The organism is Pseudarthrobacter sp. NamE5, assembly GCF_005796225.1.
In the GTDB taxonomy this organism is placed as follows: domain Bacteria; phylum Actinomycetota; class Actinomycetes; order Actinomycetales; family Micrococcaceae; genus Arthrobacter.
In genome coordinates this window covers 73,001-94,991 of record NZ_VAHO01000014.1, presented here as the reverse complement: position 1 = coordinate 94,991, position 21,991 = coordinate 73,001, and the positions used below count along the sequence as shown (strand labels likewise).

Here is a 21,991-nt window from a genome sequence, read left to right as displayed (position 1 = left end):
CCGCAAAAGCAATCCCCTTCCACCGGTACCTAGGGTTACCGGCAGACACAACTGCCGACGAGGTCGGCTATGTTGTGTCATTCGCAAGGGACGAGGCTGAGGAGTCAGATCGGGAAGGAAGAGGGCCTTGTCGCGTTTCGCCTTGTTTTGCGCTTACGCCCGGTCGTCTTGCGGGCGGTGGACACGTATGGCTTCATAGCTTCCCGCAGGCCTTCCGCGTTCGCGGCGCTGAGATCAATCTCGTAATCGTCCCCATCCAAAGCGAAGGTAATTGTCTCGACCGCTTCGGACCCGTCGATGTCGTCTTCAAGTGTTATCACTGCCTTCAAAGCCACCTGGTAAGCATACTTTGCAATCCGGCCTGGGCACGTAATCCGGGCTGCACCAGGGCCGCCGTCAGCTTAGCTAAGGGAAGGCGATTGCAGCGAGGTCAGCCCCGAGGTTTCTGAAGGGTGAGTTCACCACGTTGGCATTGCTGTGCACCTAAAGCACACCCCAACCGGACGCAGGCCAAGCCCGAAAGACCGTCAGAATAGGATGTGCTTGTCCGTTCCTGACGGGAGCTAAAAGAAGCTCCAAGAGCCAAATCTGACACTTCTGGCCCGACGCAGGTGTCAACCAGACTGCGACGCGCTTCTGGTCTTGGAATTTGCTGGATCCGGAACCGGCTGCCCGCCGCGCCCAGCCGGGCAGCCGGACGAGTGCTATAGCCCGGACAGGATCCCGGCAACGTCGTCCAGCGCGCCGGGGACCAGGGAGTAGTAGGCCCAGGTGCCCCGCTTCTCCCGGTGCAGGATCCCGGCCTCAACCAGGATCTTCAAATGGTGGGAGACGGTGGGCTGCCCCAGGTCGAGGGGCCCTGTCAGGTCGCACACGCAGGACTCCCCCGCCTCTTCAGCCTTCACGATGGACAGCAGGCGCAGGCGGTTGGGATCGGCCAGCGCCTTGAAGACGAGGGCTTTCTGCTGGGCCTCCTCGACGCTCAGCGCCGGCTTGGCCGAGGGAACGCAGCAGGAGGGGTCGACGGCGGCGTCAAGAGTCTGCAGCGGGTTCATAACTCCCATTATGCAATAGATTGACATTCGTCGATATAGCCGGGAATACTGCACATATCGATCTTCATCAATCTAGGCATCAGGAGCCACGTGAGCACCCCGACCGAGACAATGCCCGCGCCCGGGAAAGAGGCCGTCGTCGGCAAACTCTCCACCGTGGACCACTTCCTCCCGGTATGGATTGTCGCTGCCATGGTGCTGGGACTGCTGCTGGGCAATGTGGTCCCTGGCCTCAACACTGCATTGGAAGCGGTCAAGGTGGGCGAAGTGTCCCTGCCCATCGCAGTCGGCCTGCTGGTCATGATGTACCCCGTGCTGGCCAAGGTCCGCTACGACCAGGCCCATAGGGTCATCGCGGACAAGAAACTTATGGTCTCCTCCTTGGTGATCAACTGGGTCCTGGCTCCGGCGTTCATGTTCGCCCTTGCATGGATCTTCCTGGCGGATCTTCCCGAATACCGGACAGGCCTGATCATCGTGGGTCTCGCCCGCTGCATCGCCATGGTGATGATCTGGAACGACCTTGCCTGCGGGGACCGGGAGTCCGCGGCCGTCCTGGTCGCCATCAATGCTGTTTTCCAGGTGGCGGCTTTCGGCGCGCTCGGCTGGTTCTACCTGCAGCTCCTGCCGTCCTGGCTGGGACTGCCCACCACCAGCGCCGACTTTTCCTTCTGGGGCATAATGCTCTCGGTGCTGGTCTTCCTGGGCATCCCGCTGCTGGCCGGTTTCCTCACCCGCACCCTCGGCGAGAGAGCCAGGGGCCGCCAATGGTACGAAGGAACGTTCCTCCCCAAACTCGGACCGTGGGCACTCTACGGCCTGCTGTTCACCATCACCCTCCTCTTCGCCCTGCAGGGCGGGACCATCACCGCCCACCCACTGGATGTTGCCCGGATCGCGCTTCCACTGCTTGTCTACTTCGTGGTGGTTTTCGGTGCCGGGATGCTGGTCGGCAAGTGGCTGGACCTTGGCTACGCAAAGACCACCACCCTTGCCTTTACCGCTGCCGGCAATAACTTCGAGCTGGCCATCGCCGTGGCGATTGGCACCTTCGGCGTGACGTCCGGCCAGGCGCTTGCCGGCGTCGTTGGCCCCTTGATTGAGGTGCCGGCACTTGTTGCACTGGTGTATGCGGCCCTCTGGGCCCGCGTGCGCTTCTTCAGCCCCGCCCCCGCCTCCCTCTGACCCGCACTACATCCCCGGAGAACATCATGAGCACCGAAACCGACAAGAAGCCGTCCGTTCTGTTCGTCTGCGTCCACAACGCCGGCCGCTCCCAGATGGCCGCAGCCTTCCTCACCTCGCTGTCCAAGGGCTCCATTGAGGTCCGCTCCGCCGGCTCCCAGCCTGCGGACAGGATCAACCCGGCCGCCGTCGAGGCCATGGCCGAGGTGGGGATTGACATGTCCGCCGAGGTCCCCAAGGTCCTGACCACCGAGGCCGTGAAGGAATCCGACGTGGTGATTACCATGGGCTGTGGCGATGAATGCCCTTACTTCCCCGGCAAGCGGTACGAGGACTGGGTCCTGGAGGACCCGGCCGGCAAGGGTGTGGATTCCGTCCGCCCCATCCGCGACGAGATCAAGGGACGCATTGAGGAACTGATTGCATCCCTGACCCCCGCCGCCAAGTAGCACCGCGCCAACCAGCACCAGCCCCGACCACCAGGAGACTCCAGTGAGCGACACCGTGAACACCGAACAGCTGATCATCATCGGCTCCGGCCCCGCCGGCTACACCGCAGCCATCTACGCCGCGCGCGCCGGACTCAAGCCCCTGGTCCTGGCCGGCTCCGTTACCGCCGGTGGCGCCCTGATGAACACCACGGAAGTGGAGAACTTCCCGGGCTTCCCGGGCGGCATACAGGGCCCGGAGCTCATGGACGGGCTGCAGCAGCAGGCGGAAAAGTTCGGCGCGCAGGTGATGTTCGACGACGTCACTGAGGTTTCGCTGGCCGGCCACCTCAAGCGCGTGGTCACCGGCGGCGGGGACACCTATGAGGCTCCGGCGGTCATCCTGGCCACCGGTTCCGCCTACAAGGAGCTCGGCCTCCCCGAGGAGAAAAAGTTCAGCGGCCACGGAGTTTCCTGGTGCGCCACCTGCGACGGGTTTTTCTTCCGCGAGCAGGACATCATCGTGGTTGGCGGCGGCGATTCGGCGATGGAGGAAGCGATGTTCCTGACCAGGTTCGGAAAGTCCGTCACCGTCGTGGTGCGCAGGGAGGAACTGCGGGCCTCCCGCATTATGGCCCAGCGGGCCAAGGACAACCCCAAGATCAGCTTCGCCTGGAATTCCGCAGTGACCGCCATACACGGTGACGGCAAGGTCACCGGCGTGACGCTCACTGACACCCGAAGCGGGGAGACCCGGCACCAGGCAGCCACCGGCATCTTCGTTGCCATCGGCCATGTCCCCCGCACTGAGCTGGTGGCCGGGCAGGTGGAGCTGGATGACGAGGGCTACATTAAGGTGGACTCGCCCACCACCGTCACCAACCTCTCCGGCGTCTTCGCCTGCGGGGACGCAGTGGACCACCGCTACCGGCAGGCCATCACCGCCGCCGGCACCGGCTGCGCCGCCGCCCTTGACGCCGAGCGCTACCTGGCAGCCCTCGAGGACGCGGACAGCATCGCCACCGCCCTGGTGGAGGAACCCACCCACGCCTAGCGCCATCTACCCCATGGCCGGGGCGGCACTGGTCCGCCCGGCCAACTGCCGGCGTGCCCAGCGGGCGAGCTTTTTGCCTTTGCCCTTCCACCAGTTGTCCTCGTCCTTGTCGTGGTGGAGCCGGAAGATGATGGCCACCAGCACGAACATGCCCATCACCACATCGACCCAGGACGCCAGAACCAACGCAATCAGCACCGTTACTCCGTTGGCGATGATGGACGGAATGGCGAGGGTCCGGAAGACGGTGCTGGCCAGGTAGCGCCGGTGGGACCTCGGTACGGACAGGGCACGCACCATGTCGAAGCAAACGCACACCACCACTATGGCTTGACCGATAGCGAGCAGGATTTGGCCGGGAACCGAGCTGCTGACCGCTGCAACCGACTCCATTCCCGGACTCATCGGTAACCCCCGGCAGCAGGGCGGCAAAAAGCGGGACCACACATGGAAAAACCCCCAGTAACTTCGAAACCACTGCTGCTGATCCAGCAGTGGTTCCATTGAAGTTTCCGGGGGCTTCGCCGGTCACGAGTAGCGGGTACTCGAATTCCGGCACGGCACCCGTTTCGCGGTACTTGGGCCGCTTCGGCGTCTGCGGCAGCGGGTTAAGTGCCGGTCACCCTCGGCCGCCACAGCACCACAGCCTGCGACCGGGGCCGGGGACGTTGGCCACGTGCCAGGCTCACCACATCTCCCGCCGCGCCGGCGGCGAAGATCCGCGCGTCCAGCGACTGGCGGCGCCTGCCGAGCTCCTCGGTCAGCTCCGTAATCCGGCTCTGCAGGGCCGCCACCTGGTTTTCAAGTTCCAGGATCCGTTTGATCCCTTCCAGCGAGACGCCTTCCTGGGACAACCGCTGCACTTCACGCAGCATGTTGATGTCCCGCTGGGAGTAGCGGCGGGACTTGCCGGGGGCGCGGCTGGGCGAAACGATGCCCAGCCGGTCGTACTGGCGCAGCGTCTGGGGGTGCATGTCCGCGAGCTCAGCCGCCACCGAAATCACGAAGATGGGCTGGTCAGCACTAACGTCCAAGGCACACCTCCCCTGCTACAACCGGGCCTTGGCGGCCAGGCCCTCGCGGACGTCGGCGCCGGCAGTGGCCTCGGCGAACGCCTTGACCGCCGCTTCGGCTTCCTTGTTCAGGTTTTTGGGAACGGCGACGTCGATGGTCACCAGCAGGTCACCTGTGCCTTTGGACGTCTTCACGCCTTTGCCCTTGACCCGCAGCGTACGGCCCGACGGCGTTCCCGCCGGAACGCGGACCCGCACCCTTTCACCGTCAATGGTGGGCACCTCCACGTCCGCCCCCAAAGCAGCTTCGGGAAAGGTAACCGGAACGTGGATGCGGAGGTTGTCCCCATCGCGCGTGTAGAACGGATGCGGCTGGACAGAGACGGTCACCACCAGGTCGCCGTTGCCGGCGGCACCGGGCTGGCCCTTGCCCCGCACACGCACCTTCTGGCCGTCCTTGATGCCGGCCGGAACACGCACGTCGATCACTTCACCGCTCGGTTCCCGCAGGCCGATGGTGGTGCCGCGAATGGACCCGGCAAAGGAAATGCTCGTTGAAGCGGTACGGTCGGCACCCTTCTGCGGTGTCCGCTGGTATCCGGTCTGGCCGAAGCCACTGCCGAACAGGTCGGCGAACTCGGGCGGAATGCCGCCGGCGGAGGGGTTGAACCCGCCCGCATGCCGGCCGGTGTTGCCAGTAAAGAGGCCGCCGAACAGGTCCTCGAAGCCGCCGTTGCCGGCCCCTGCCCCCCCGGGAGCGAAGCGGGCACCGCCGCCCATGGCCCTGATGGCGTCGTACTGCTGGCGCTCATCGGGATCCGAGAGCACCGAGTAAGCCTCGGAAATGTCCTTGAACTTCTTCTCGGCAGCGGCGTTCCCCGCGTTCGTATCAGGGTGGTGCTGCCGCGCGAGCTTCCGGTAGGCCTTCTTGATGTCGGCGTCGGAAGCGTCCTTGGCAAGACCAAGGATCTTGTAAAAGTCCTTGTCCACCCAATCCTGGCTAGCCAATGGCGTTTCCTTTCAAAGTACAAAAGCGTTAAGGCGAGACTACCGCTACGCCGGAGCGGATGAGGGGGCCCGGGAGTGGCATCGGGCCTGCCGGAGCTGGGCGGCTGAGAATCGAAGATCCTAAGCCGCCCAGCGTAGGGCGAGGCCCCCTCATCCGCCGAGGCGTAAGGCGACTAGGCCGGAACCGCGACGATGACCTGTGCCGCGCGAAGGACGCGGTCGCCTGACTTGTAGCCTGAGCGGAGCACCTGGCTGACGGTGTCCACCTCGATGTCCTCGCCGGGCTGCTGGATCAGGGCCTCGTGGATCGTGGGATCGAACTCCACGCCGGTCTCGTCGATCCGGGTCAGGCCGTACGTCTTCAGCGCGTTCTCCAGCTTGTTGGCGATCGCGGCGAACGGACCGTCGGCCAGGTCGCCGTGCTGCCGGGCTGCATCAACATCGTCCAGGACCGGAAGCAAGGAGTTCAGGACGCCGATCACGGCCATCTCCCCTGCCACGGCACGGTCGCGTTCAACCCGCTTGCGGTAATTGACGTACTCGGCCTGCAGGCGGAGCAGGTCGTTCCTCAGCTCAGCCGCTTCTGCACTGGCAGAACCGGCGGGCGCCGCGCCCTGGGCCACGGATTCCTCCGCCGGCACCTCGACGCGGTTGAGGATCTCCTCGGCCTGGGCCAGCGCGTCGCCGTCGGCATCCTGCGAGGCCGAGGCGGACCCGGTTCCGGCGTCCGGGGCGGAGTGGCCGCCTTCGGGGTGCCGGGCCTGTCCGGTCACCGGGTCAACCTTGCGGTTGTCCCTGATGACCGGCTCATCGTTGTGCCTGCTCTGGTCGGTGGAAGTGTGCTCTTCCTCGTTACCGTGATGGGGCATGATTACTTCTTCGCTTCGTCTTCGTCGATGATTTCGGCGTCGACGATGTCCTCGTCAGCCTTAGCGCCTGCGGAGCCTGCCGCGCCTTCAGCACCCGCGGCGCCGGTGTTTCCGTCCGGGGAGCCGGCCTGGGCGTAGATGGCCTCGCCCAGCTTCGTCTGGGAAGCCTGCAGCTTCTCGAACGCGCTCTTCACAGCGGCGTCATCGGTGCCTTCAAGGGCCTTCTTGAGGTCGTCGACGTCGGTCTGGACCTGGGTCTTGATCTCTTCCGGCAGCTTGTCGGCGTTGTCGGCGATGAGCTTGTCCACGGAGTAGGCAAGCTGCTCGGCGGAGTTGCGGGTGTCGGTTGCCTCGCGGCGGGCCTTGTCCTCAGCTGCGTGCTCCTCGGCGTCACGGACCATGCGGTCAATGTCTTCCTTGGAGAGCGCGGTGCCGCCGGTGATGGTCATGGACTGTTCCTTGCCGGTGCCCTTGTCCTTCGCGGAGACGTGGACAATGCCGTTGGCGTCGATGTCGAAGGTGACCTCGATCTGCGGGATGCCGCGCGGTGCCGGGGCAATGCCGGTCAGCTCGAACGTGCCCAGCGGCTTGTTGTCGCGGGTGAACTCGCGCTCGCCCTGGAAGACCTGGATGGCTACCGACGGCTGGTTGTCGTCAGCGGTGGTGAAGGTCTCGGACCGCTTGGTGGGGATAGCCGTGTTGCGCTCGATCAGGTGCGTCATCACGCCGCCCTTGGTTTCGATGCCGAGGGACAGCGGAGTGACGTCGATCAGCAGCACGTCCTTGCGCTCACCCTTCAGCACGCCTGCCTGGAGGGCTGCACCGACGGCCACAACCTCATCCGGGTTCACGCCCTTGTTCGGCTCCTTGCCGCCGGCAAGTTCCTTGACCAGGTCGTAGACGGCGGGCATACGGGTGGAGCCACCGACGAGGACGATGTGGTTGATGTCGGAGAGCTTGATGCCGGCTTCCTTGATCACATCGTGGAACGGCTTTTTGGTGCGCTCGAGCAGGTCCTTGGTGAGGTCCTGGAACTTGGCGCGGGTCAGCTGCTCGTCCAGGTGGACCGGGCCGTCGGGGGTGACGGACAGGTACTGGAGCGAAACGTTGGTGCTGGTGGAGGAGGACAGTTCCTTCTTGGCCTGCTCAGCTGCTTCGCGGAGGCGCTGCAGGGCGATCTTGTCCTTGGACAGGTCGATGCCCTTGACCTTGAGCTGGTTCAGCAGGTAGTCAACGACGCGCTGGTCCCAGTCGTCGCCGCCGAGGCGGTTGTCGCCGGCGGTGGCGCGGACCTGGATGGTGGAGAAGCTGTCTTCGTCCTTGCCGACTTCCAGCAGCGAGACGTCGAAGGTACCGCCGCCGAGGTCGAAGACCAGGATGAGTTCGTCTTCCTTGCCCTTGTCCAGGCCGTAAGCCAGTGCAGCCGCAGTAGGCTCGTTGACGATGCGCAGGACGTTCAGGCCTGCAATCTCGCCGGCTTCCTTGGTGGCCTGGCGCTCGGCGTCATTGAAGTAAGCCGGAACGGTGATGACGGCGTCGGTAACCTTCTCACCCAGGTAGGACTCGGCGTCGTTCTTCAGCTTCATGAGGATACGCGCGGAAATTTCCTGCGGGGTGTACTTCTTGCCATCGATGTCCACCTTCCAGTCGGTGCCCATGTGGCGCTTGACGGAGGCGATGGTGCGGTCGATGTTGTTGACGGCCTGGCGCTTGGCGATCTCGCCAACCAGCACCTCGCCGGACTTGGAGAACGCAACGACGGACGGCGTGGTGCGGCCACCCTCGGCGTTGGCAATAACGGTGGGCTCGCCACCTTCGAGAACGGAGACGACGGAGTTGGTGGTTCCGAGGTCAATACCTACTGCACGTGACATGTGTTGCTTCCTTCTTTCCTGGGAAACTGGCTGGCGCCCGCTTATTGAGCGTTCTGCACTCAACTCTACTCAGCGCACCTCAGATGTCAATCAGAAGTTGAGTGAAGTGCGCTCAACTTTGATCCACCGCGCCGGTCAAAGAAGTGTTCATCCGTGCAACGGCGCGGAAGTGCAGCTTAAACACAGGCGACGGCGGTTCTCCGTTTTTCGCTATTGGAGAACCGCCGCCCTACTGTTTTCCGTCGACCTGCTAGCGCTCGCCCTGGCCACCGCCGTGCAGCGGACCGCGTTCCTCGGCCGTCGTATTCACCTGCCGGTCCGTGAGGCCCTCGCGGATGCCATCAGTTGCGCGCGCGGAACTGGCAGCCCCGGCGTCACCGTAGTCGCCGTCCGGGTACTCCCCGTCCTCGAGGTCTTCGCGCTCGGTACCGACGGCCCCGGCCGTACCGTAGTCGCCACTGGCGTAGCCGCCCTGTTCGAGGTCATTGCGAGGGGTGTCGCTGACGCCTGCAGCACCGTAATCACCGTCCGGGTACTCGCCGCCCTCGAGTTCTTCGCCACGGGCGCCTGCCGCACCTGCATCACCATAGTCGCCGTCCACATACTGCCCACCCTCGCCTTCCAGCCCGGGGGCGGTGCTTCCCCTTCGCGGCTCCTCGCCAGGGATTTCCGGGTTCTCAGTCATGGTGCATCTCTCCTTTGAGTTCCGCGTCCATGCGGGCGCATTGGCAGTCTATCGAGCGGGTGTTTCCTCCAACAGGGCCTCAGCCCGGCCCGGACGCTCCTCAAGCTCCTGCCGTGCCAGTCTGCCGGGCCACCAGATGCGGGGACCGATGTCGTAGGCCAGGGCGGGCACCAGCAGCGAGCGCACCAGCACGGTGTCCAGCAGCACACCGAAGGCCACGATGAAGGCAAGCTGCACCAGGAACATGATGGGGATGACGCCCAGGGCCGCGAAGGTGGCAGCGAGCACCACGCCGGCGGACGTGATCACCCCGCCGGTGACACCCAATCCGCGGAGGATACCGGGCCGGGTGCCGTGCTTAAGCGATTCCTCGCGGACCCGGCTCATCAGGAAGATGTTGTAGTCCACGCCAAGGGCTACCAGGAAAACGAAGCCGAAAAGCGGCACCGTGGCGTCCGCGCCGGGGAAGCCCAGGATGTTGTTGAAGACGAGGGCGGAAACTCCCATGGCGGCACCGTAAGACAGCACCACGGAAAGCACCAGCAGGACCGGCGCCAGGACGGAGCGCAGCAGCAGCATCAGGATGAAGAGGATCACCACCAGGACCACGGGGATAATGACCACCAGGTCGCGCTGGGCCGTGGTGTTGGTGTCCAGCGCCGTCGCGGTTACGCCGCCCACCAGGGCCTGCGGGTCAACCGTTTTCACGTCCTCGCGCAGCGCCCTGACTGCTTCCTCCGCTTCAAGCGAGTCCGCAGCCGAGTTCAGTGTGGCATTGATGAGCACTTTGCCCTCGCGGACGTCAGGGGCGCTGGGCGTTCCGGGGGCTCCGGTGATGGGCACCGAACCCTGCGCCAACAGGTAAGCCTCGCCCACGCCGTCGGCCGCCTTCACGGTGTCCAGCACCTCCTGCGCCTTGCCCTGGTCCGCCACCACGACGGCGGGGCTGCCGCTGCCGGCGTCGAAGTGGCGCGCCAGCGCGTCCTGGCCGTCGACGGCATTTGATGCGCTGAGGATGACATCCGTCTGTGGGACGCCGTTGGCCTTGAGCTGCAGGACGCCGGCGGAAGCGGCCACCAGCAGCAGAACCGAGGCAACCCATACAGTCCGCGGCCGCCTGGCGACCAGGGAACCGGTGGCACGCCACAATCCCTTCCGGCCCTCCAGCCCGGTGGCCAGTTCCGGTTCGCGCTCCTCCGCAGGGACCAGCTTGGGAACGAAAGGCCAGAAGGCCGCCCTCCCCAGGAGCGCCATCAGGGACGGCAGGAGCGTGAGGGCGGCGAACAGGGAACAGACGATGCCTGCCGCAGCCACGGGGCCAAGGGCCTTGTTCGAGTTAAGGTCGGAGAAAAGCAGGCACGGCAGGGCGATAATCACGGTGGCGCCGGAGGCAAGGATCGGCTCGAAGGATGCCTTCCAGGCCGTGAGGACGGCTGCGGTGCGGTTGGTGGTGCGGGTCAATGCCTCGCGGAACCTTGCCACGTACAGCAGGGCGTAATCCGTAGCGGCGCCGATCACCAGGATGGACAGGATGCCCTGGCTCTGGCCGTTCAGCTGGATCCACTCGGCCTTGGCCATGCCGAACACCAGCAGGATGGCGGCGCACAGTGCGAAGACGGACGTCAGGAGCACCATGAACGGCAGCAGGAGGGACCGGTAGACCACCAGCAGGATCACGAATACTGCAGCCAGGGCCACCAGCAGAAGGATTCCGTCGATCCCTGCAAATGCGGCTGTGAGGTCCGCAGCGAGCCCGGCAGGCCCCGTCACAAACGTCTGCATCCCTTCAGGGGCGCCTTCGGCAAGGGTGTCCCGCAGTTCCTGCACGGCTTCCTGCACCCCGGCCGATTCGCTGATGGGTGTGATGAACTGGACCGCCTTGCCGTCCTCCGAGGGAATGGGCCCGATCACTGAACTGCCGAGCCGCAGTTCTTCAAGCTCCTGCCGCAACCCGGCGACTTCTCCCAGCTGTGCCGGAGTGAAAGCCTCTCCACTCTCGATCACGGTGACGCCGGGAACCTCATCCGAGTCCCGGAACCTGGCCTGCCAGTCCTGGGCGGCTGTGGCCTCGGCACCGGCCGGCAGGAAGGACGCCTGGTCGTTGGAGGAAACCTCCTCTAGCCTGCCGAAGGTTGGCCCGCCCACGCCGGCGAGCGCCAGCCACGCCAGGACCAGGATGACGGGAAGCAGCCAGCGCAGCCAGAACGGGACGCGCTCCTTGCCTTGGGTCTTCGCTTTCATGATGCCTTCCGGAGGAGGAATCGGGAGTACATTTGTTTCATCATAGAGTATCTCTATGCTGGAGATAAGTGCTTGGCTAGCTTTTGACGGATGGTCTGGGCCGGATGCCCTTGACTGGCTGAAGTAATATCCCTCAGGGCGGCAACCATCAGGGCACAGACGCCTGCCGGCAGCGCCGATCACTGCGGCCAGGAGCGAGGAGGTGGGGCATGACAGGCGAGAGCAACAAAGCACCGCAGGAAGCTCCGCCCGGAGTGCCCGGCGGGACGAATCCGCTGGTCCGGCTCCTTCAGGAATTCACCCTCGAGGCCAACCGGTACGTCGATGCAGCGGGCGGCCGCAGGGACATGCACCGCACTGACCTCAATGCCTTGGCAGTGATCATGCGCCACACTGCCAAGGGGAACGTGGTCACGCCGGGGCTCCTGCGCAAGGAACTGAACCTCAGCTCGCCCGCAACTACCGCCCTCATTGACCGGCTGGACCATTCCGGGCACGTCACCCGCGAACGCCACACCTCGGACCGCCGTCAGGTCCAGCTCAAGATGACGCCCAAGGCCTTTCAGGACGGGGGCGCCATCTTCGCCCCGCTTGCGCAAAAGATGGACAGCGCCATGGCCGGTTTTTCGCCTGAGGAACTGGACACGGTGTCCCGGTTCATGACGGCGATGGTGGATGCCACGGTGGCTGCGCGGGAGGATACGTCGGCTGCGGCACCCGACTCCCCTGCCCAGCCCAAGTAACACCCACGGCTGACCGCCGCCTTGGCGCCCGGCAATGACAGTTAGGGCGGCCCTGATTGGGGGTAGCGTTTGGTTATGAGTGCGCAGCAGCCTGAAGACGACGTTTATACCCACGGCCATCACGAATCCGTGGTACGCGCCCATGCGGCCAGGACCGCCGAGAACTCGGCAGCTTTTGTCCTGCCGCACCTCGCGCCGGGAACAAGCGTGCTTGACGTCGGCTGCGGACCAGGCACCATCACGTGCGACTTCGCCGGCCTCGTAGCTCCGGGCAAAGTGACAGGGCTGGACCGGTCTCCGGACATCATCGCCCAGGCACAGGCACTGGCGGTCGAGCGCGAGGTGCCCAACGTTGAGTTCGTCGCCGGCAATATCTACGACCTGGACTTCGGGGACGATACCTTCGACGTGGTTCACGCCCACCAGGTGCTCCAGCACCTCACAGATCCGGTTGAAGCGCTGCGTGAGATGCGGCGGGTGGCCAAGCCAGGCGGCATTGTTGCCGTCCGGGACGCCGACTTCCACGGCATGAGCTGGTATCCCGCCATTCCCGAGCTGGACGAATGGATGGAGCTATACCAGCGGATCGCACGCCGCAACGGGGCGGAGCCCGACGCCGGGCGGCGGCTGGTCAGCTGGGCGCAGGCGGCGGGGTTCAACGACGTCGCCCCCAGCAGCAGCAACTGGCTCTATGCCACTGGCCAGCAGCGCCGCTGGCAGGCGCGGGTGTGGGGCGAGCGCGTACTGCATTCGGCCTTCGCGGAGCAGGCGCTGGAATACGGCTTCGCCAACCCCGCGGACCTCGCCCGCATCTCCGCCGGCTGGCACCGCTGGGGCTCCACGGAAGACGGCTGGTTCCTGATCCCGAATGGTGAGGTCATCGCCAGGGCCTGAGTTGCGGGAGCCATTCAGGCGGCACGCCATATCGCAAGGGCGGGCACGCGTAGGATTGTTGGGTGCAATTTTCCCTTTGGCTGGCCCTCGCGGGCGCCGGCGCGCTGATCAGTTTCACCCCAGGCGCCGGAGCCATCAACACCATGAGCAATTCCCTGAACGCGGGCTTCCGCCGCTCCATCTGGGGAATCCTCGGCCAGCAGGCAGCCCTCGTGATCCATGTGGTGATCGTGGCCCTGGGAGTCGGCGTGCTCGTGGCCAGCTCGCCGGTTGCGTTCAACGCGATCCGCTACGCCGGTGCGGCCTATCTCGTGTACCTGGGCATCAGGCAGTTCCTCAGCAGGCCCAACGTCGAGGAAAAGCAGGCTGCGGTCCTCCGCAACGAGCCGGCCTGGTCCATCTTCCGGCGCGGGCTATGGGTGAACCTGCTAAACCCCAAGGCCATCGTCTTCTTCCTCGCCTTCATGCCCCAGTTCATCCGACCCGAGCAGCCGCTCCTGCCGCAGTACGCGGTGCTGACGGCAACAATCGTGGCAATCGACATCCTGGTGATGTGGTTCTTCTTCGCGGCGGCAGCCCGTTCGTTCCAGCGGTTCACCCGTACGGAACAGGGCCAGCTGGTCCTCAGCAAAGTCTTTGGGGTGCTCTTTATCGCAGTCGGCATCCTGCTCGCCTTCATGCACTGACCGGACAGGTCCCGACGTTGTTACCTACCCATTTCCAAGCAAGTCATGCTTCTTTACAAGTCAGTCAACTTTTATGAATGCCCCTCTAGCCAATCAGGCTGTTAGCGCTCATGCTTAGTTCCATGAACTCAACGACGAGCCCATACCGCGTCATCGCCGTCTGCACAGGTAACATCTGCCGGTCCCCCATGGCCGAACTCATGCTGACGGCGGCCCTGGAGCGGGAAGGTCTCGACGGCCTGGTGACGGTGGACTCGGCCGGAACCACGGGGTATGAGGCCGGCAGGCCCATCGATCCCAGAGCGGCCCGCAGGCTCGCCCTGACCCAGCTTGTGTCGGACCGGCACGTCGCCCGCGAATGGGTTCGGGAATGGTTCCAGGAGCGGGACCTGATCCTTGCACTGGACATCGACCACTACGCCTGGCTGAGCGAAGCGGCGCCCGACCAGGAATCCCTGGAGAAGATCCGCATGCTCCGCAGCTTTGACCCCGCCATGGCCGGCCGCGATCCCCTGGACCAGGGCATCGAGGATCCCTGGTATGGCGGGCATGCGGACTTTGACGCCGTCTGGCACCAGATCCATGCAGCCCTGCCTGGAATTGTGGACCACATCAAGGCAGCCCTGCTGGGGAGCCCTGCAACTTCAGCGGCAGGCTTACTGAAAACGGTACGCTCTACTGCATGAGCCCAGCCCCCGTCATCATCGCTATTGACGGACGTTCCGGCGCTGGGAAGACCACTCTTGCCGTCGAACTTGCAGCCCGGCTGCGCGTCCACCACAAGGTGTCGCTGTTTCATCTGGAGGATATCTACCCAGGCTGGAACGGGTTGGCGCCCGGCATCGAACGCTACGTCTCAACGGTACTGACGCCGCTGAGCCGCGGTGAGGCCGCAGCATGGGTCAGCTGGGACTGGGAAAGGCATTACGACGGCGATGCCCGGGTGACGCTGCCCGCCGAGATCGTCATCGTGGAGGGCGTAGGCGCCGCCGCCGCCGATGCGCGGCCGTTACTGAGCGCTGTCATCTGGGCGGAAGCCCCGGAGGACGTGCGCAGGACCAGGGCGCTTCAGCGCGATGGTGCAACCTACGAGCCGTACTGGGACCAGTGGGCATCACAGGAGGAGGAGTGGCTCGCAGGTGATGACGTTCCCCGCCACGCCGACCTCCGGGTGCAGAACCCGGCCGACGGTTCTGCACCCGGCGACATACTCCAGGTCCTCCCCTACCTCCCGCGGCTGGCACCTGCCCTGGCGCCGGAGCTCTCATCCCGCTACGGGATCCGCCTGCTGTCGGAGCGGCTGGAGGGGCGGCCGGATTCCGCCAAGCTGTTCCATGCCCTGTATGCCGGCTCGGCCAATGCCGTCTGGCTGGACTCCTCGAACGCGGACACAACCGGGGCGCACCAGTCCGGAGCAGCGGCATCCGGCGCCTCGGAGCGCAGCCGCTTCAGCATCATGGCGGACGACGGCGGCGCCCTCGGCCAGTCGGTAACCCACCATCGGGGCCGCAGCCTCGTCCGTGTCGGCTGCGCAACCGCCACGGTGGAAGGACCTTTCTTCCGCTGGCTCGGCACCGTCTGGGGCGCCCGCTCCGTCGACAATCCTGAAGGGTATTCCGGCGACTTCGCGCTGGGCTGGCTGGGTTGCCTGGGCTACGAACTCAAGCGCGAAACCGGCGGTACCGACCTTTTCTCAAGCACGCCGGACGCCGCCCTGATCTTCGCCGCCAGGGCAGTGGTCCTGGACCACAAGGAAGGAACTGCCTGGCTCCTGGCTCTTGACGCTCCGGATGCGGACGAGTGGTTGGCTGACGCGCGTGAGGCCGTGGCAACCGCGGAACCGGCGGCGGCGGGCGGCGGCAGCACCGGCGTCGTACTTCCTGCGGCGCCATCCTTCCGCAGCCGGGACAGCCGGGAGGGGTATCTGGCAAAGGTTGCGGCCGCCCAGCATGACATTGCGGAAGGCAACTCCTACGAGGTTTGCCTGACCACCACCCTGTCGGCACGCGCACCGGTGGACGCGCTGGACCCGTGGGGCACCTACCTCGCGCTGCGCGGCAGGAATCCCGCTCCCTTCGCCAGCTACCTGAAACTTGGCGGGCTCACCGTCGCCAGCACCTCACCGGAGCGGTTCCTGAAGATAGCGCGCGACGGCGGCATGCGCGCCGAGCCCATCAAGGGCACCCGCCGCCGGGCCGGCGATCCGGACGAGGACCGGAAGCTGCGGGAGGACCTCGCTACCTCGCTGAAGGACCGGGCAGAGAACATCATGATCGTCGATCTGCTGCGGAATGACCTCAGCCACTTCGCTGTCCCCGGCTCGGTCACCGTGAGCAGGCTGTGCGCCATCGAGAGCTACGCCACCGTGCACCAGATGGTCAGCACCATTGACGCCCGGCTGCTGCCGGGATCATCGCGGGCCGAGGCGGTGGCTGCCTGCTTCCCTGCCGGCTCGATGACCGGAGCACCCAAAATCAGCACCATGGCGATTTTGGACCGGCTGGAGGGCGGGGCGCGCGGCGTCTACTCCGGCGCCATCGGCTATTTCTCCCTGAACGGGGCCACGGACCTTGCCGTCGCAATCCGGACCCTGGTAATCAGCGCGGAAGGTGACGGCACCGCCGAGCTGACCCTCGGCATCGGCGGCGCCATCACGTCCGATTCCGTCCCGGACGAGGAATACGAGGAAATCCGGACCAAGGCATTCGGCGTCCTCTCAACGCTCGGCGCGGAGTTCCCGGAGCATTAGGAAAGCTGCAGTTTCACGGTCAGCCGCGCCGGGCAGGCCTGTCGAACTTCCACCCTTCGGCCTTGAGCTGCGGGATAACCTCATCAACGGCTTCCACGGTCTGCGTTCTGTCACCGCCGCCATCGTGCAGCAGCACAACCCCGCCGGGCCGGATGCCTTCACGCAGCCGCCGGACCAGTTCCTGCGTTCCGGGCGGCTCCCAGTCACTGATGGTCAGCTGCCAGCCGAGCGGCTGCATCCCCAATTCCGCGGCCACTTCCGGTGTTTGCCCCCAACTGCCGTACGGGGCACGGAAATAGCCGATCTTCGCATCCGGCACGGCTTCCCGGATGGCTGCGCTGGTTTCCAGCAGGTCCGCCCTGATGGCCTCGGCGCTCCATGCCGCCATGTTGTCGTGGTGCATGGTGTGGTTGCACAGCAGGTGGCCTGCGGCGGCGATCTGCCGCACGATGTCCGGGTGCTGCTTCACATGGTCGCCCCAAAGGCAGAACGTCGCCTTGACGTGGTGCTTCTCCAGGACTTCCAGCAGCTTGGGGGTGGTCACGGGGTGCGGGCCGTCGTCAAAGGTAAGACTGGTGTATTTTCCGTCGTGGCGGGTGGAGTCGACAATCGCGGAAGTTGCCTCGTCCGCCTGTGCTGCCGTTGCCCCGGCGAGTCCCCCGGGAACAGAAGCAGCCAGGGCGAGAACTGCCGCTGCAAGCGGGAAGGCTGCCTTACGGAGGGAAACTGGGCGGCGAATCGGTAGCTTCATTGCTTTCCTTTCTGTCATCATGATCCCCGCCCCGCGACTCCTGGTCCCGGCGCCCGCTTTCCGAAGAGGCGCGCGAAGGCGTCAGCAGGGCTTACGAGAATCACGTCAAACTTCCGGTAATTTCCGGAACCAGCTCAGCGTAGAGTCCCGCGCGGGCACCGTCAAGGGTCCGGCCGGGAAACGATGGCTTTGTTTCAGAGAGGGGCTGGGGGCAGGACTAGTGCCTTGCCGGTGCGGCAGTGCTCTCCCGGACCAGCAGCCGGGTGGCCAGTTCCACCCGGGGACTCTCGGGGCCTTCGCCCTGGAGCATCCGAAGTACGGTACGGGCGGCGAGTTTGCCCATCTCGGCCAACGGCTGCCGGACGGTGGTGAGGGGAGGCGAAGCCCAGCGGGCCTCAGGAAGATCGTCGAACCCCACGACGCTGACGTCCTCGGGCACCCGGAGGCCCTTCTTGCGGACCGCTTCGTACACTCCGAGGGCCATTTGGTCGCTGGCGGCGAAGACCGCAGAGGGCGGCTCGGGCAACTCAAGCAGGCTGCAGCCGGCGCGGAATCCGGACTGGTAGTCGAAGTCGCCCTCCAAGACCAGCGCTGGATCGAAAGCAATACCCGCCGCATCCAGGCCCGCCCGGTAGCCGTCCAGCCTTGCCCGACTGCACCAGAGTCCAGGCGCGCCGGCGACAAACCCAATGCGGCGGTGGCCCGCCGCGGTCAGGTGCTCTGTCGCGCCCACCGCTCCCGTCCAGTTGGTGGCGCCGATCGTCGGTACATCGAGGTCCGGCACGCCGGCCGGGTCAACAACTACCGCAGGTACCTGAAGGCGCTGAAGTTCCGCGCGCAGGAAGGAATCGAGGTCGGTGGTCACCAGGATTGCCCCGTCGCTGGCCCTGGCGCTGACGTTGTCGAGCCACTGCCGGGTTGAGGTGGGGCTGGTCTGGCGGTGGATAGCGGACACCACCATGGAAACACCCGCCTCATTGGCGGCTTCCTCCACGCCGCGGATGATCTCCACGGCCCAAGGACTGTCGAGGTCGTTAAACACGAGGTCGATGAGGCCGGACCGCGCCTCTGGACGTACTCCCCGCCGCTGATAGCCGTAATTCCTGAGCAGCATTTCCACGCGTTCGCGGGTCCGTGGGGCAACGTCACCGCGCCCGTTAAGCACGCGGGAAACAGTGGGCACAGACACCCCCGCCTCGGCGGCAATGGCCGAAATCGTGACTGCCGGGCGGTGACTTTCCTGCACGCATTCCTCCTGGTCCGCTGCAAGTATAGGCCTTCCCGCCGTCATAGGCGGATCTCGTTTTGTCGAAACCCTTGACGTGTGGCCCGGAATATTCCTAATCTACAAGCACGCTACTTCCGGAAACTTCCGGAAACTGCTTCTCGGTCTAATCGCCGATCTACTCAGTACCTCAAAGGAGAGCTCTTCATGAAGGTTGCCAAACTAGTTGCCGCCGCTGTGCTGGCGTCGACCTTTGTCCTTCCAACGGCCTTGCCCGCGATGGCAGGCAAGGATGACAAGCCGCAGCCCCCCGGCCTTGCCAAGCAGGACACCCTGCGCTGGGCCGCACCCAAGGATGTCCGGATCGGCACTGCAGTTGCCGGCGGCGGACACCACGACACAATGCCCTATGCCAACCCCTTCACTTCTGACGCCCAGTACCGCGAAGTGCTGGCAGCGGAGTTCAACTCCGTTTCCCCTGAAAACCAGGCGAAGTGGGAGTTCATCCACCCGCAGAGGGACCAGTACCGGTTCGCGGAGATGGACGCCATCGTGGAATTCGCGCAGCAGCATGGACAGGTGGTGCGCGGCCACACGCTGTTCTGGCACAGCCAGAACCCCGCCTGGCTGGAACAGGGCAATTTCAGCAAGGAGGAACTCCGCTCCATCCTGAAGGACCACATCACTACCGTGGTGGGACGGTACGCCGGCAAGATCCAGCAGTGGGATGTGGCCAACGAGATCTTCAATGGCGACGGCACGCTGCGCACCACAGACAACATCTGGATCCGGGAACTCGGGCCTGAAATCATCGCCGATGCCTTCCACTGGGCCCACGAAGCGGACCCCAGCGCCAAGCTCTTCTTCAACGACTATGGCGTGGAAAGCATCAACCCCAAGAGCACCGCCTACGTCAACCTCATTTCGAAGCTCCTGGCACAGGGCGTGAAGGTCGACGGCTTCGCCGTCCAGGGCCACCTGAGCACCCGCTATGGTTTCCCCGGGGACCTGCAGGCAAACCTCCAGCGCTTCGAGGACCTTGGCCTGGAAACGGCCGTCACTGAGATCGACGTCCGCATGGACGTTCCCGCCGGAACCAAGCCCACGGACGAGCAGCTGGCCAAGCAGGCGAGCTACTACCAGCGGGCCCTGGACGCATGCCTGAACATTGAGGGATGCAAGTCCTTCACCATCTGGGGCTTCAACGACAAGTACTCCTGGGTCCCTGTCTTCTTCGGCGGAGAAGGTGAGGCAACGGTGATGTGGGAGGACTACACCCGCAAGCCCTCCTACTACGCGCTGCAGTCCACCCTTGCCGCGGCAAACCCGGGTGGGGAAAAGCGCTACAGCCAGCACCCGGCCTACCAGCGGTAGACGCACGGAACCTAGAAGCAAAGAAACGGCCCGGAACGATATGTTCCGGGCCGTTTTCCTTATCCCTCCGGTGCGAGTTTCCTTATCCCTCCAGCGCGTGGATGCGGTATTCAAGGGCGTGTGACTGGCCGGGCTCCAGGACGACCAGGTCCTGCCCGGAATTAAAGGCATCAGGCGGGCAGCTCATCGGCTCCACAGCCAATCCTTTTCGGCCGCGCAGCTCGCCCGAGTAGAGCTGTAGCCAAGGCGCCTGAGCAGTGGCCGACCGCAGCACGGCTGAAAGCTTCAAGCCAGGGTTGCGCAGGGTGACGTCCCACTCCCCCTCGGGAAGATCGGTGAAGGCGTGGTCCAGGGACTGGGAGGCGATCTTCCGTGCTGCCGAAAAATCAAAGTCTGTCCCCTGGCTGTCAAGGAGTCCGGCAGGCCGCAGCTTCTCGTCCGTCAGGAGAACCTTGCCTGCCCGGAAGCCCAATTCGCAGTTGGAAATATCCTCGCCTCCTACCGTGACGTAGGGGTGGGAGCCGCAGCCATAGGGTGCCGGCGCCGTGCCGCAATTTCGGGCCTTGAGCTCAACCCCCAGCCCTGTCGCAGCGTCCAGCACGTAGGACGCTGAGAAGGCAAGCTGGAAGGGATAACCGGGTTCGCCGCGCAGGAGGTGCGTCAGGGTCACGGAGGCCGCAGAGCGCTGCTCCACCAGCCACTCGCTCCACAGTGCAAGCCCATGCAGGGCACTGCCGGTGGCTGCCTCGTTGACGGGCAGTTCATAGGACTGCCCGCCGAAGGCGTAGGCGCCGCCCGCCACGCGGTTCGGCCACGGCATGAGCGTCTTTCCCGCATATGCCGGGGGCAGCTCACGGGCCGGGAAGGGAAGCACTAAGTCCTTGCCCTGGTACGAAAGGTGCTGCAGCCCCGCGCCCACAGTGGTGACTGTTGCCGCATAGTCGCCCGCGTGGAGGGTGATGAGCTCACCGTTGGGGTTGGCGATAGGTGACATCCGGTTCCTTTCAGGAGAAGTGTTGGTAGGCATCAGCTGGCGGGTGCTGCGGTGCTTTGCCGGACAACGAGCGATGTTGCAAGGTCGAGGCGCAGATTCTGGGGCCGTTCGCCTTCCCTGAGTCGGAGGACCATCCGGGCCGCCTCCTCTGCCATCTCAATCAGTGGCTGGTGGACGGTGGTCAAGGCAGGACTGGACCAGCGTGCGACCTGGAGGTCGTCGTATCCGACGATGGACAGCTGATCCGGAACGGACAGTCCCAGCTGGCGGGCCGCATCGAGCACACCGAGCGCCTGGAGGTCGCTGCCCGCGAAGATAGCACTGGGGCGGTCCTTCATCTTCAGCAGTTCAAGCGCGTGCGCGCGGCCGCCGTCAACCTGGAAGTCGCCGTACCTGATGAGCGAGCGGTCCAGCGGAATGCCGGCGGCGTTCAGAGCGGAGCTGTAGCCGTCGATCCGTGCCAGCGAGCACATCATGTCTTCCGGTCCGGAGATGGCGGCAATGCGCCGGTGCCCCAGTTCGATCAGGTGCCGGGTTGCCATCATTCCCCCCGCCCAGTTGGCTGAGCCAACTGACGGAACATCGGGGGCCGGGTCGCCGGCCGGGTCGATGATGGCGAAGGGAATGGAACGTGACTCCAGTTGCTGCCGGTACTCGAGCGGCAGGTCGGAAAATACCAGGACTACACCGGCGGGGCGCCGCGCCATGACACCTTCCACCCAGCCGGCAGCCGGGGCCTGCCGGGTGCCGCTTTCCGTCAGCACGACGCTCAGGCCGTTGGCCTTGGCGACATTTTCGACGCCGCGGATGATCTCCAGCGCCCAGGCGCTTTCAAGTTCGGGAAAGACGAGCTCCAGGAGCGCGGATTTCGAGGACGCATTCCTTCTTTTGTAGCCGTGCTCCTCCAAAAGCTCCTCAACTTTCGTTCGCGTTTTTCGCGAAACATCCGACCGCCCGTTGAGGACCTTTGAAATGGTGGAGAGGGAGACGCCCGCTTCGTCGGCCAGTTGGGCCAAGGTTACGCGCGTATCAGAAGGGGAAACAGGGCTGGTCATGGACATCATGATAGCGAGAGTTTCGATATATGTAACGCAACTTAGCGGAAGTCTTGCGCGTGGCCCACGGCACACCTAGACTGTGATCGGTAAAACAACTTTCGATCT

The 21,991-nt window shown here is 64.9% G+C and carries 22 protein-coding genes; 9 read left to right on the top strand and 13 right to left on the bottom strand.

Features of this window, described 5'->3' with window-relative positions:
* Positions 1-104: 104 nt before the first annotated feature.
* Together FDW84_RS15580 and FDW84_RS15575 are read right to left on the bottom strand one after the other, a co-directional pair.
* Positions 105-335, bottom strand: a complete 231-nt coding sequence (locus FDW84_RS15580; RefSeq protein WP_138610416.1) for a histone-like nucleoid-structuring protein Lsr2 — start codon at positions 333-335, stop codon at positions 105-107.
* Positions 336-704: 369 nt separating this feature from the next.
* Positions 705-1,055 carry an ArsR/SmtB family transcription factor gene (locus tag FDW84_RS15575; protein ID WP_138610415.1) on the bottom strand — a complete coding sequence of 117 codons (351 nt, stop codon included), beginning with the start codon at positions 1,053-1,055 and terminating at the stop codon, positions 705-707.
* A gap of 111 nt (positions 1,056-1,166) precedes the next feature.
* On the opposite strand from FDW84_RS15575, the gene arsB reads away from it, so the two are divergent.
* Genes arsB through trxB form a run of 3 tightly spaced genes read left to right on the top strand, consistent with a single transcriptional unit; the run spans position 1,167 to position 3,722 of the window.
* Positions 1,167-2,240 carry an ACR3 family arsenite efflux transporter gene (gene arsB, locus FDW84_RS15570; protein ID WP_138610434.1) on the top strand — a complete coding sequence of 358 codons (1,074 nt, stop codon included), beginning with the start codon at positions 1,167-1,169 and terminating at the stop codon, positions 2,238-2,240.
* Between the two features lie 26 nt (positions 2,241-2,266).
* On the top strand, positions 2,267-2,689 hold the full coding sequence (locus FDW84_RS15565) for an arsenate reductase ArsC (RefSeq protein ID WP_138610414.1): 423 nt from the start codon (positions 2,267-2,269) through the stop codon (positions 2,687-2,689).
* A gap of 55 nt (positions 2,690-2,744) precedes the next feature.
* Positions 2,745-3,722: a thioredoxin-disulfide reductase gene (trxB, locus tag FDW84_RS15560; protein WP_138610433.1), complete on the top strand. Its 978-nt coding sequence runs from the start codon at positions 2,745-2,747 to the stop codon at positions 3,720-3,722.
* A gap of 6 nt (positions 3,723-3,728) precedes the next feature.
* On the opposite strand, the gene FDW84_RS15555 is transcribed toward trxB, so the two are convergent.
* From FDW84_RS15555 to FDW84_RS15525, 7 genes are all read right to left on the bottom strand, one after another.
* On the bottom strand, positions 3,729-4,115 hold the full coding sequence (locus tag FDW84_RS15555; RefSeq protein ID WP_138610413.1) for a hypothetical protein: 387 nt from the start codon (positions 4,113-4,115) through the stop codon (positions 3,729-3,731).
* A 215-nt stretch (positions 4,116-4,330) separates the two neighbouring features.
* On the bottom strand, positions 4,331-4,756 hold the full coding sequence (locus tag FDW84_RS15550) for a heat shock protein transcriptional repressor HspR (protein WP_138610412.1): 426 nt from the start codon (positions 4,754-4,756) through the stop codon (positions 4,331-4,333).
* Between the two features lie 15 nt (positions 4,757-4,771).
* Complete coding sequence (locus tag FDW84_RS15545; protein ID WP_171046804.1) at positions 4,772-5,743, bottom strand: DnaJ C-terminal domain-containing protein; 972 nt, start codon at positions 5,741-5,743, stop codon at positions 4,772-4,774.
* A 173-nt stretch (positions 5,744-5,916) separates the two neighbouring features.
* Positions 5,917-6,612 carry a nucleotide exchange factor GrpE gene (locus tag FDW84_RS15540; protein ID WP_138610411.1) on the bottom strand — a complete coding sequence of 232 codons (696 nt, stop codon included), beginning with the start codon at positions 6,610-6,612 and terminating at the stop codon, positions 5,917-5,919.
* Positions 6,613-6,614: 2 nt separating this feature from the next.
* Positions 6,615-8,486 (bottom strand): molecular chaperone DnaK, encoded by a 1,872-nt coding sequence (gene dnaK / locus FDW84_RS15535; RefSeq protein WP_138610410.1) that lies wholly within the window; start codon positions 8,484-8,486, stop codon positions 6,615-6,617.
* A 250-nt stretch (positions 8,487-8,736) separates the two neighbouring features.
* Complete coding sequence (locus FDW84_RS15530; protein ID WP_138610409.1) at positions 8,737-9,171, bottom strand: hypothetical protein; 435 nt, start codon at positions 9,169-9,171, stop codon at positions 8,737-8,739.
* Between the two features lie 48 nt (positions 9,172-9,219).
* Positions 9,220-11,412 carry an MMPL family transporter gene (locus FDW84_RS15525; RefSeq protein ID WP_138610408.1) on the bottom strand — a complete coding sequence of 731 codons (2,193 nt, stop codon included), beginning with the start codon at positions 11,410-11,412 and terminating at the stop codon, positions 9,220-9,222.
* Between the two features lie 209 nt (positions 11,413-11,621).
* Between FDW84_RS15525 and FDW84_RS15520 the strand changes: the two genes are divergently transcribed.
* The 5 genes from FDW84_RS15520 (at position 11,622) to pabB (ending at position 16,484) form a co-directional block, all read left to right on the top strand.
* The gene (locus tag FDW84_RS15520) at positions 11,622-12,155 is read left to right on the top strand and encodes a MarR family winged helix-turn-helix transcriptional regulator (RefSeq protein ID WP_138610407.1); all 534 of its coding nucleotides are present in this window, start codon (positions 11,622-11,624) and stop codon (positions 12,153-12,155) included.
* Between the two features lie 75 nt (positions 12,156-12,230).
* A complete protein-coding gene (locus FDW84_RS15515) occupies positions 12,231-13,049 on the top strand; it encodes a methyltransferase domain-containing protein (protein WP_138610406.1) in 819 nt (272 codons plus the stop codon).
* 62 nt (positions 13,050-13,111) lie between these two features.
* Complete coding sequence (locus FDW84_RS15510) at positions 13,112-13,735, top strand: LysE family transporter (protein ID WP_138610405.1); 624 nt, start codon at positions 13,112-13,114, stop codon at positions 13,733-13,735.
* 122 nt (positions 13,736-13,857) lie between these two features.
* The gene (locus FDW84_RS15505; protein WP_138610404.1) at positions 13,858-14,421 is read left to right on the top strand and encodes a low molecular weight protein-tyrosine-phosphatase; all 564 of its coding nucleotides are present in this window, start codon (positions 13,858-13,860) and stop codon (positions 14,419-14,421) included.
* Positions 14,418-16,484, top strand: a complete 2,067-nt coding sequence (gene pabB, locus FDW84_RS15500; RefSeq protein ID WP_138610403.1) for an aminodeoxychorismate synthase component I — start codon at positions 14,418-14,420, stop codon at positions 16,482-16,484. The genes FDW84_RS15505 and pabB overlap by 4 nt, the downstream gene beginning before the upstream one ends.
* Before the next feature lie 19 nt (positions 16,485-16,503).
* Here pabB and FDW84_RS15495 read toward each other — a convergent pair whose 3' ends face one another.
* Both FDW84_RS15495 and FDW84_RS15490 read right to left on the bottom strand, forming a co-directional pair.
* Positions 16,504-17,235, bottom strand: a complete 732-nt coding sequence (locus FDW84_RS15495) for a polysaccharide deacetylase family protein (RefSeq protein WP_240721543.1) — start codon at positions 17,233-17,235, stop codon at positions 16,504-16,506.
* A gap of 217 nt (positions 17,236-17,452) precedes the next feature.
* Positions 17,453-18,481 carry a LacI family DNA-binding transcriptional regulator gene (locus FDW84_RS15490; RefSeq protein WP_138610401.1) on the bottom strand — a complete coding sequence of 343 codons (1,029 nt, stop codon included), beginning with the start codon at positions 18,479-18,481 and terminating at the stop codon, positions 17,453-17,455.
* Between the two features lie 186 nt (positions 18,482-18,667).
* On the opposite strand from FDW84_RS15490, the gene FDW84_RS15485 reads away from it, so the two are divergent.
* The gene (locus FDW84_RS15485) at positions 18,668-19,834 is read left to right on the top strand and encodes an endo-1,4-beta-xylanase (RefSeq protein WP_138610400.1); all 1,167 of its coding nucleotides are present in this window, start codon (positions 18,668-18,670) and stop codon (positions 19,832-19,834) included.
* 82 nt (positions 19,835-19,916) lie between these two features.
* Here the strand turns inward: FDW84_RS15485 and FDW84_RS15480 are convergent, their stop codons facing one another.
* A complete protein-coding gene (locus tag FDW84_RS15480; protein ID WP_138610399.1) occupies positions 19,917-20,828 on the bottom strand; it encodes an aldose-1-epimerase in 912 nt (303 codons plus the stop codon).
* A 32-nt stretch (positions 20,829-20,860) separates the two neighbouring features.
* The gene (locus FDW84_RS15475; protein ID WP_138610431.1) at positions 20,861-21,889 is read right to left on the bottom strand and encodes a LacI family DNA-binding transcriptional regulator; all 1,029 of its coding nucleotides are present in this window, start codon (positions 21,887-21,889) and stop codon (positions 20,861-20,863) included.
* Positions 21,890-21,991: the final 102 nt, after the last annotated feature.

What these genes read in the sequence shown, in the direction of transcription:
- FDW84_RS15575 (WP_138610415.1), bottom strand. Translation starts at nt 1,055, where the DNA reads ATGAACCCGCTGCAGACTCTTGACGCCGCCGTCGACCCCTCCTGCTGC.
- arsB (WP_138610434.1), top strand. Translation starts at nt 1,167, where the DNA reads ATGCCCGCGCCCGGGAAAGAGGCCGTCGTCGGCAAACTCTCCACCGTG.
- FDW84_RS15565 (WP_138610414.1), top strand. Translation starts at nt 2,267, where the DNA reads ATGAGCACCGAAACCGACAAGAAGCCGTCCGTTCTGTTCGTCTGCGTC.
- FDW84_RS15555 (WP_138610413.1), bottom strand. Translation starts at nt 4,115, where the DNA reads ATGGAGTCGGTTGCAGCGGTCAGCAGCTCGGTTCCCGGCCAAATCCTG.
- FDW84_RS15540 (WP_138610411.1), bottom strand. Translation starts at nt 6,612, where the DNA reads ATGCCCCATCACGGTAACGAGGAAGAGCACACTTCCACCGACCAGAGC.
- dnaK (WP_138610410.1), bottom strand. Translation starts at nt 8,486, where the DNA reads ATGTCACGTGCAGTAGGTATTGACCTCGGAACCACCAACTCCGTCGTC.
- FDW84_RS15530 (WP_138610409.1), bottom strand. Translation starts at nt 9,171, where the DNA reads ATGACTGAGAACCCGGAAATCCCTGGCGAGGAGCCGCGAAGGGGAAGC.
- FDW84_RS15525 (WP_138610408.1), bottom strand. Translation starts at nt 11,412, where the DNA reads ATGAAAGCGAAGACCCAAGGCAAGGAGCGCGTCCCGTTCTGGCTGCGC.
- FDW84_RS15520 (WP_138610407.1), top strand. Translation starts at nt 11,622, where the DNA reads ATGACAGGCGAGAGCAACAAAGCACCGCAGGAAGCTCCGCCCGGAGTG.
- FDW84_RS15515 (WP_138610406.1), top strand. Translation starts at nt 12,231, where the DNA reads ATGAGTGCGCAGCAGCCTGAAGACGACGTTTATACCCACGGCCATCAC.
- FDW84_RS15505 (WP_138610404.1), top strand. Translation starts at nt 13,858, where the DNA reads ATGAACTCAACGACGAGCCCATACCGCGTCATCGCCGTCTGCACAGGT.
- pabB (WP_138610403.1), top strand. Translation starts at nt 14,418, where the DNA reads ATGAGCCCAGCCCCCGTCATCATCGCTATTGACGGACGTTCCGGCGCT.
- FDW84_RS15495 (WP_240721543.1), bottom strand. Translation starts at nt 17,235, where the DNA reads ATGAAGCTACCGATTCGCCGCCCAGTTTCCCTCCGTAAGGCAGCCTTC.
- FDW84_RS15485 (WP_138610400.1), top strand. Translation starts at nt 18,668, where the DNA reads ATGAAGGTTGCCAAACTAGTTGCCGCCGCTGTGCTGGCGTCGACCTTT.
- FDW84_RS15480 (WP_138610399.1), bottom strand. Translation starts at nt 20,828, where the DNA reads ATGTCACCTATCGCCAACCCCAACGGTGAGCTCATCACCCTCCACGCG.
- FDW84_RS15475 (WP_138610431.1), bottom strand. Translation starts at nt 21,889, where the DNA reads ATGTCCATGACCAGCCCTGTTTCCCCTTCTGATACGCGCGTAACCTTG.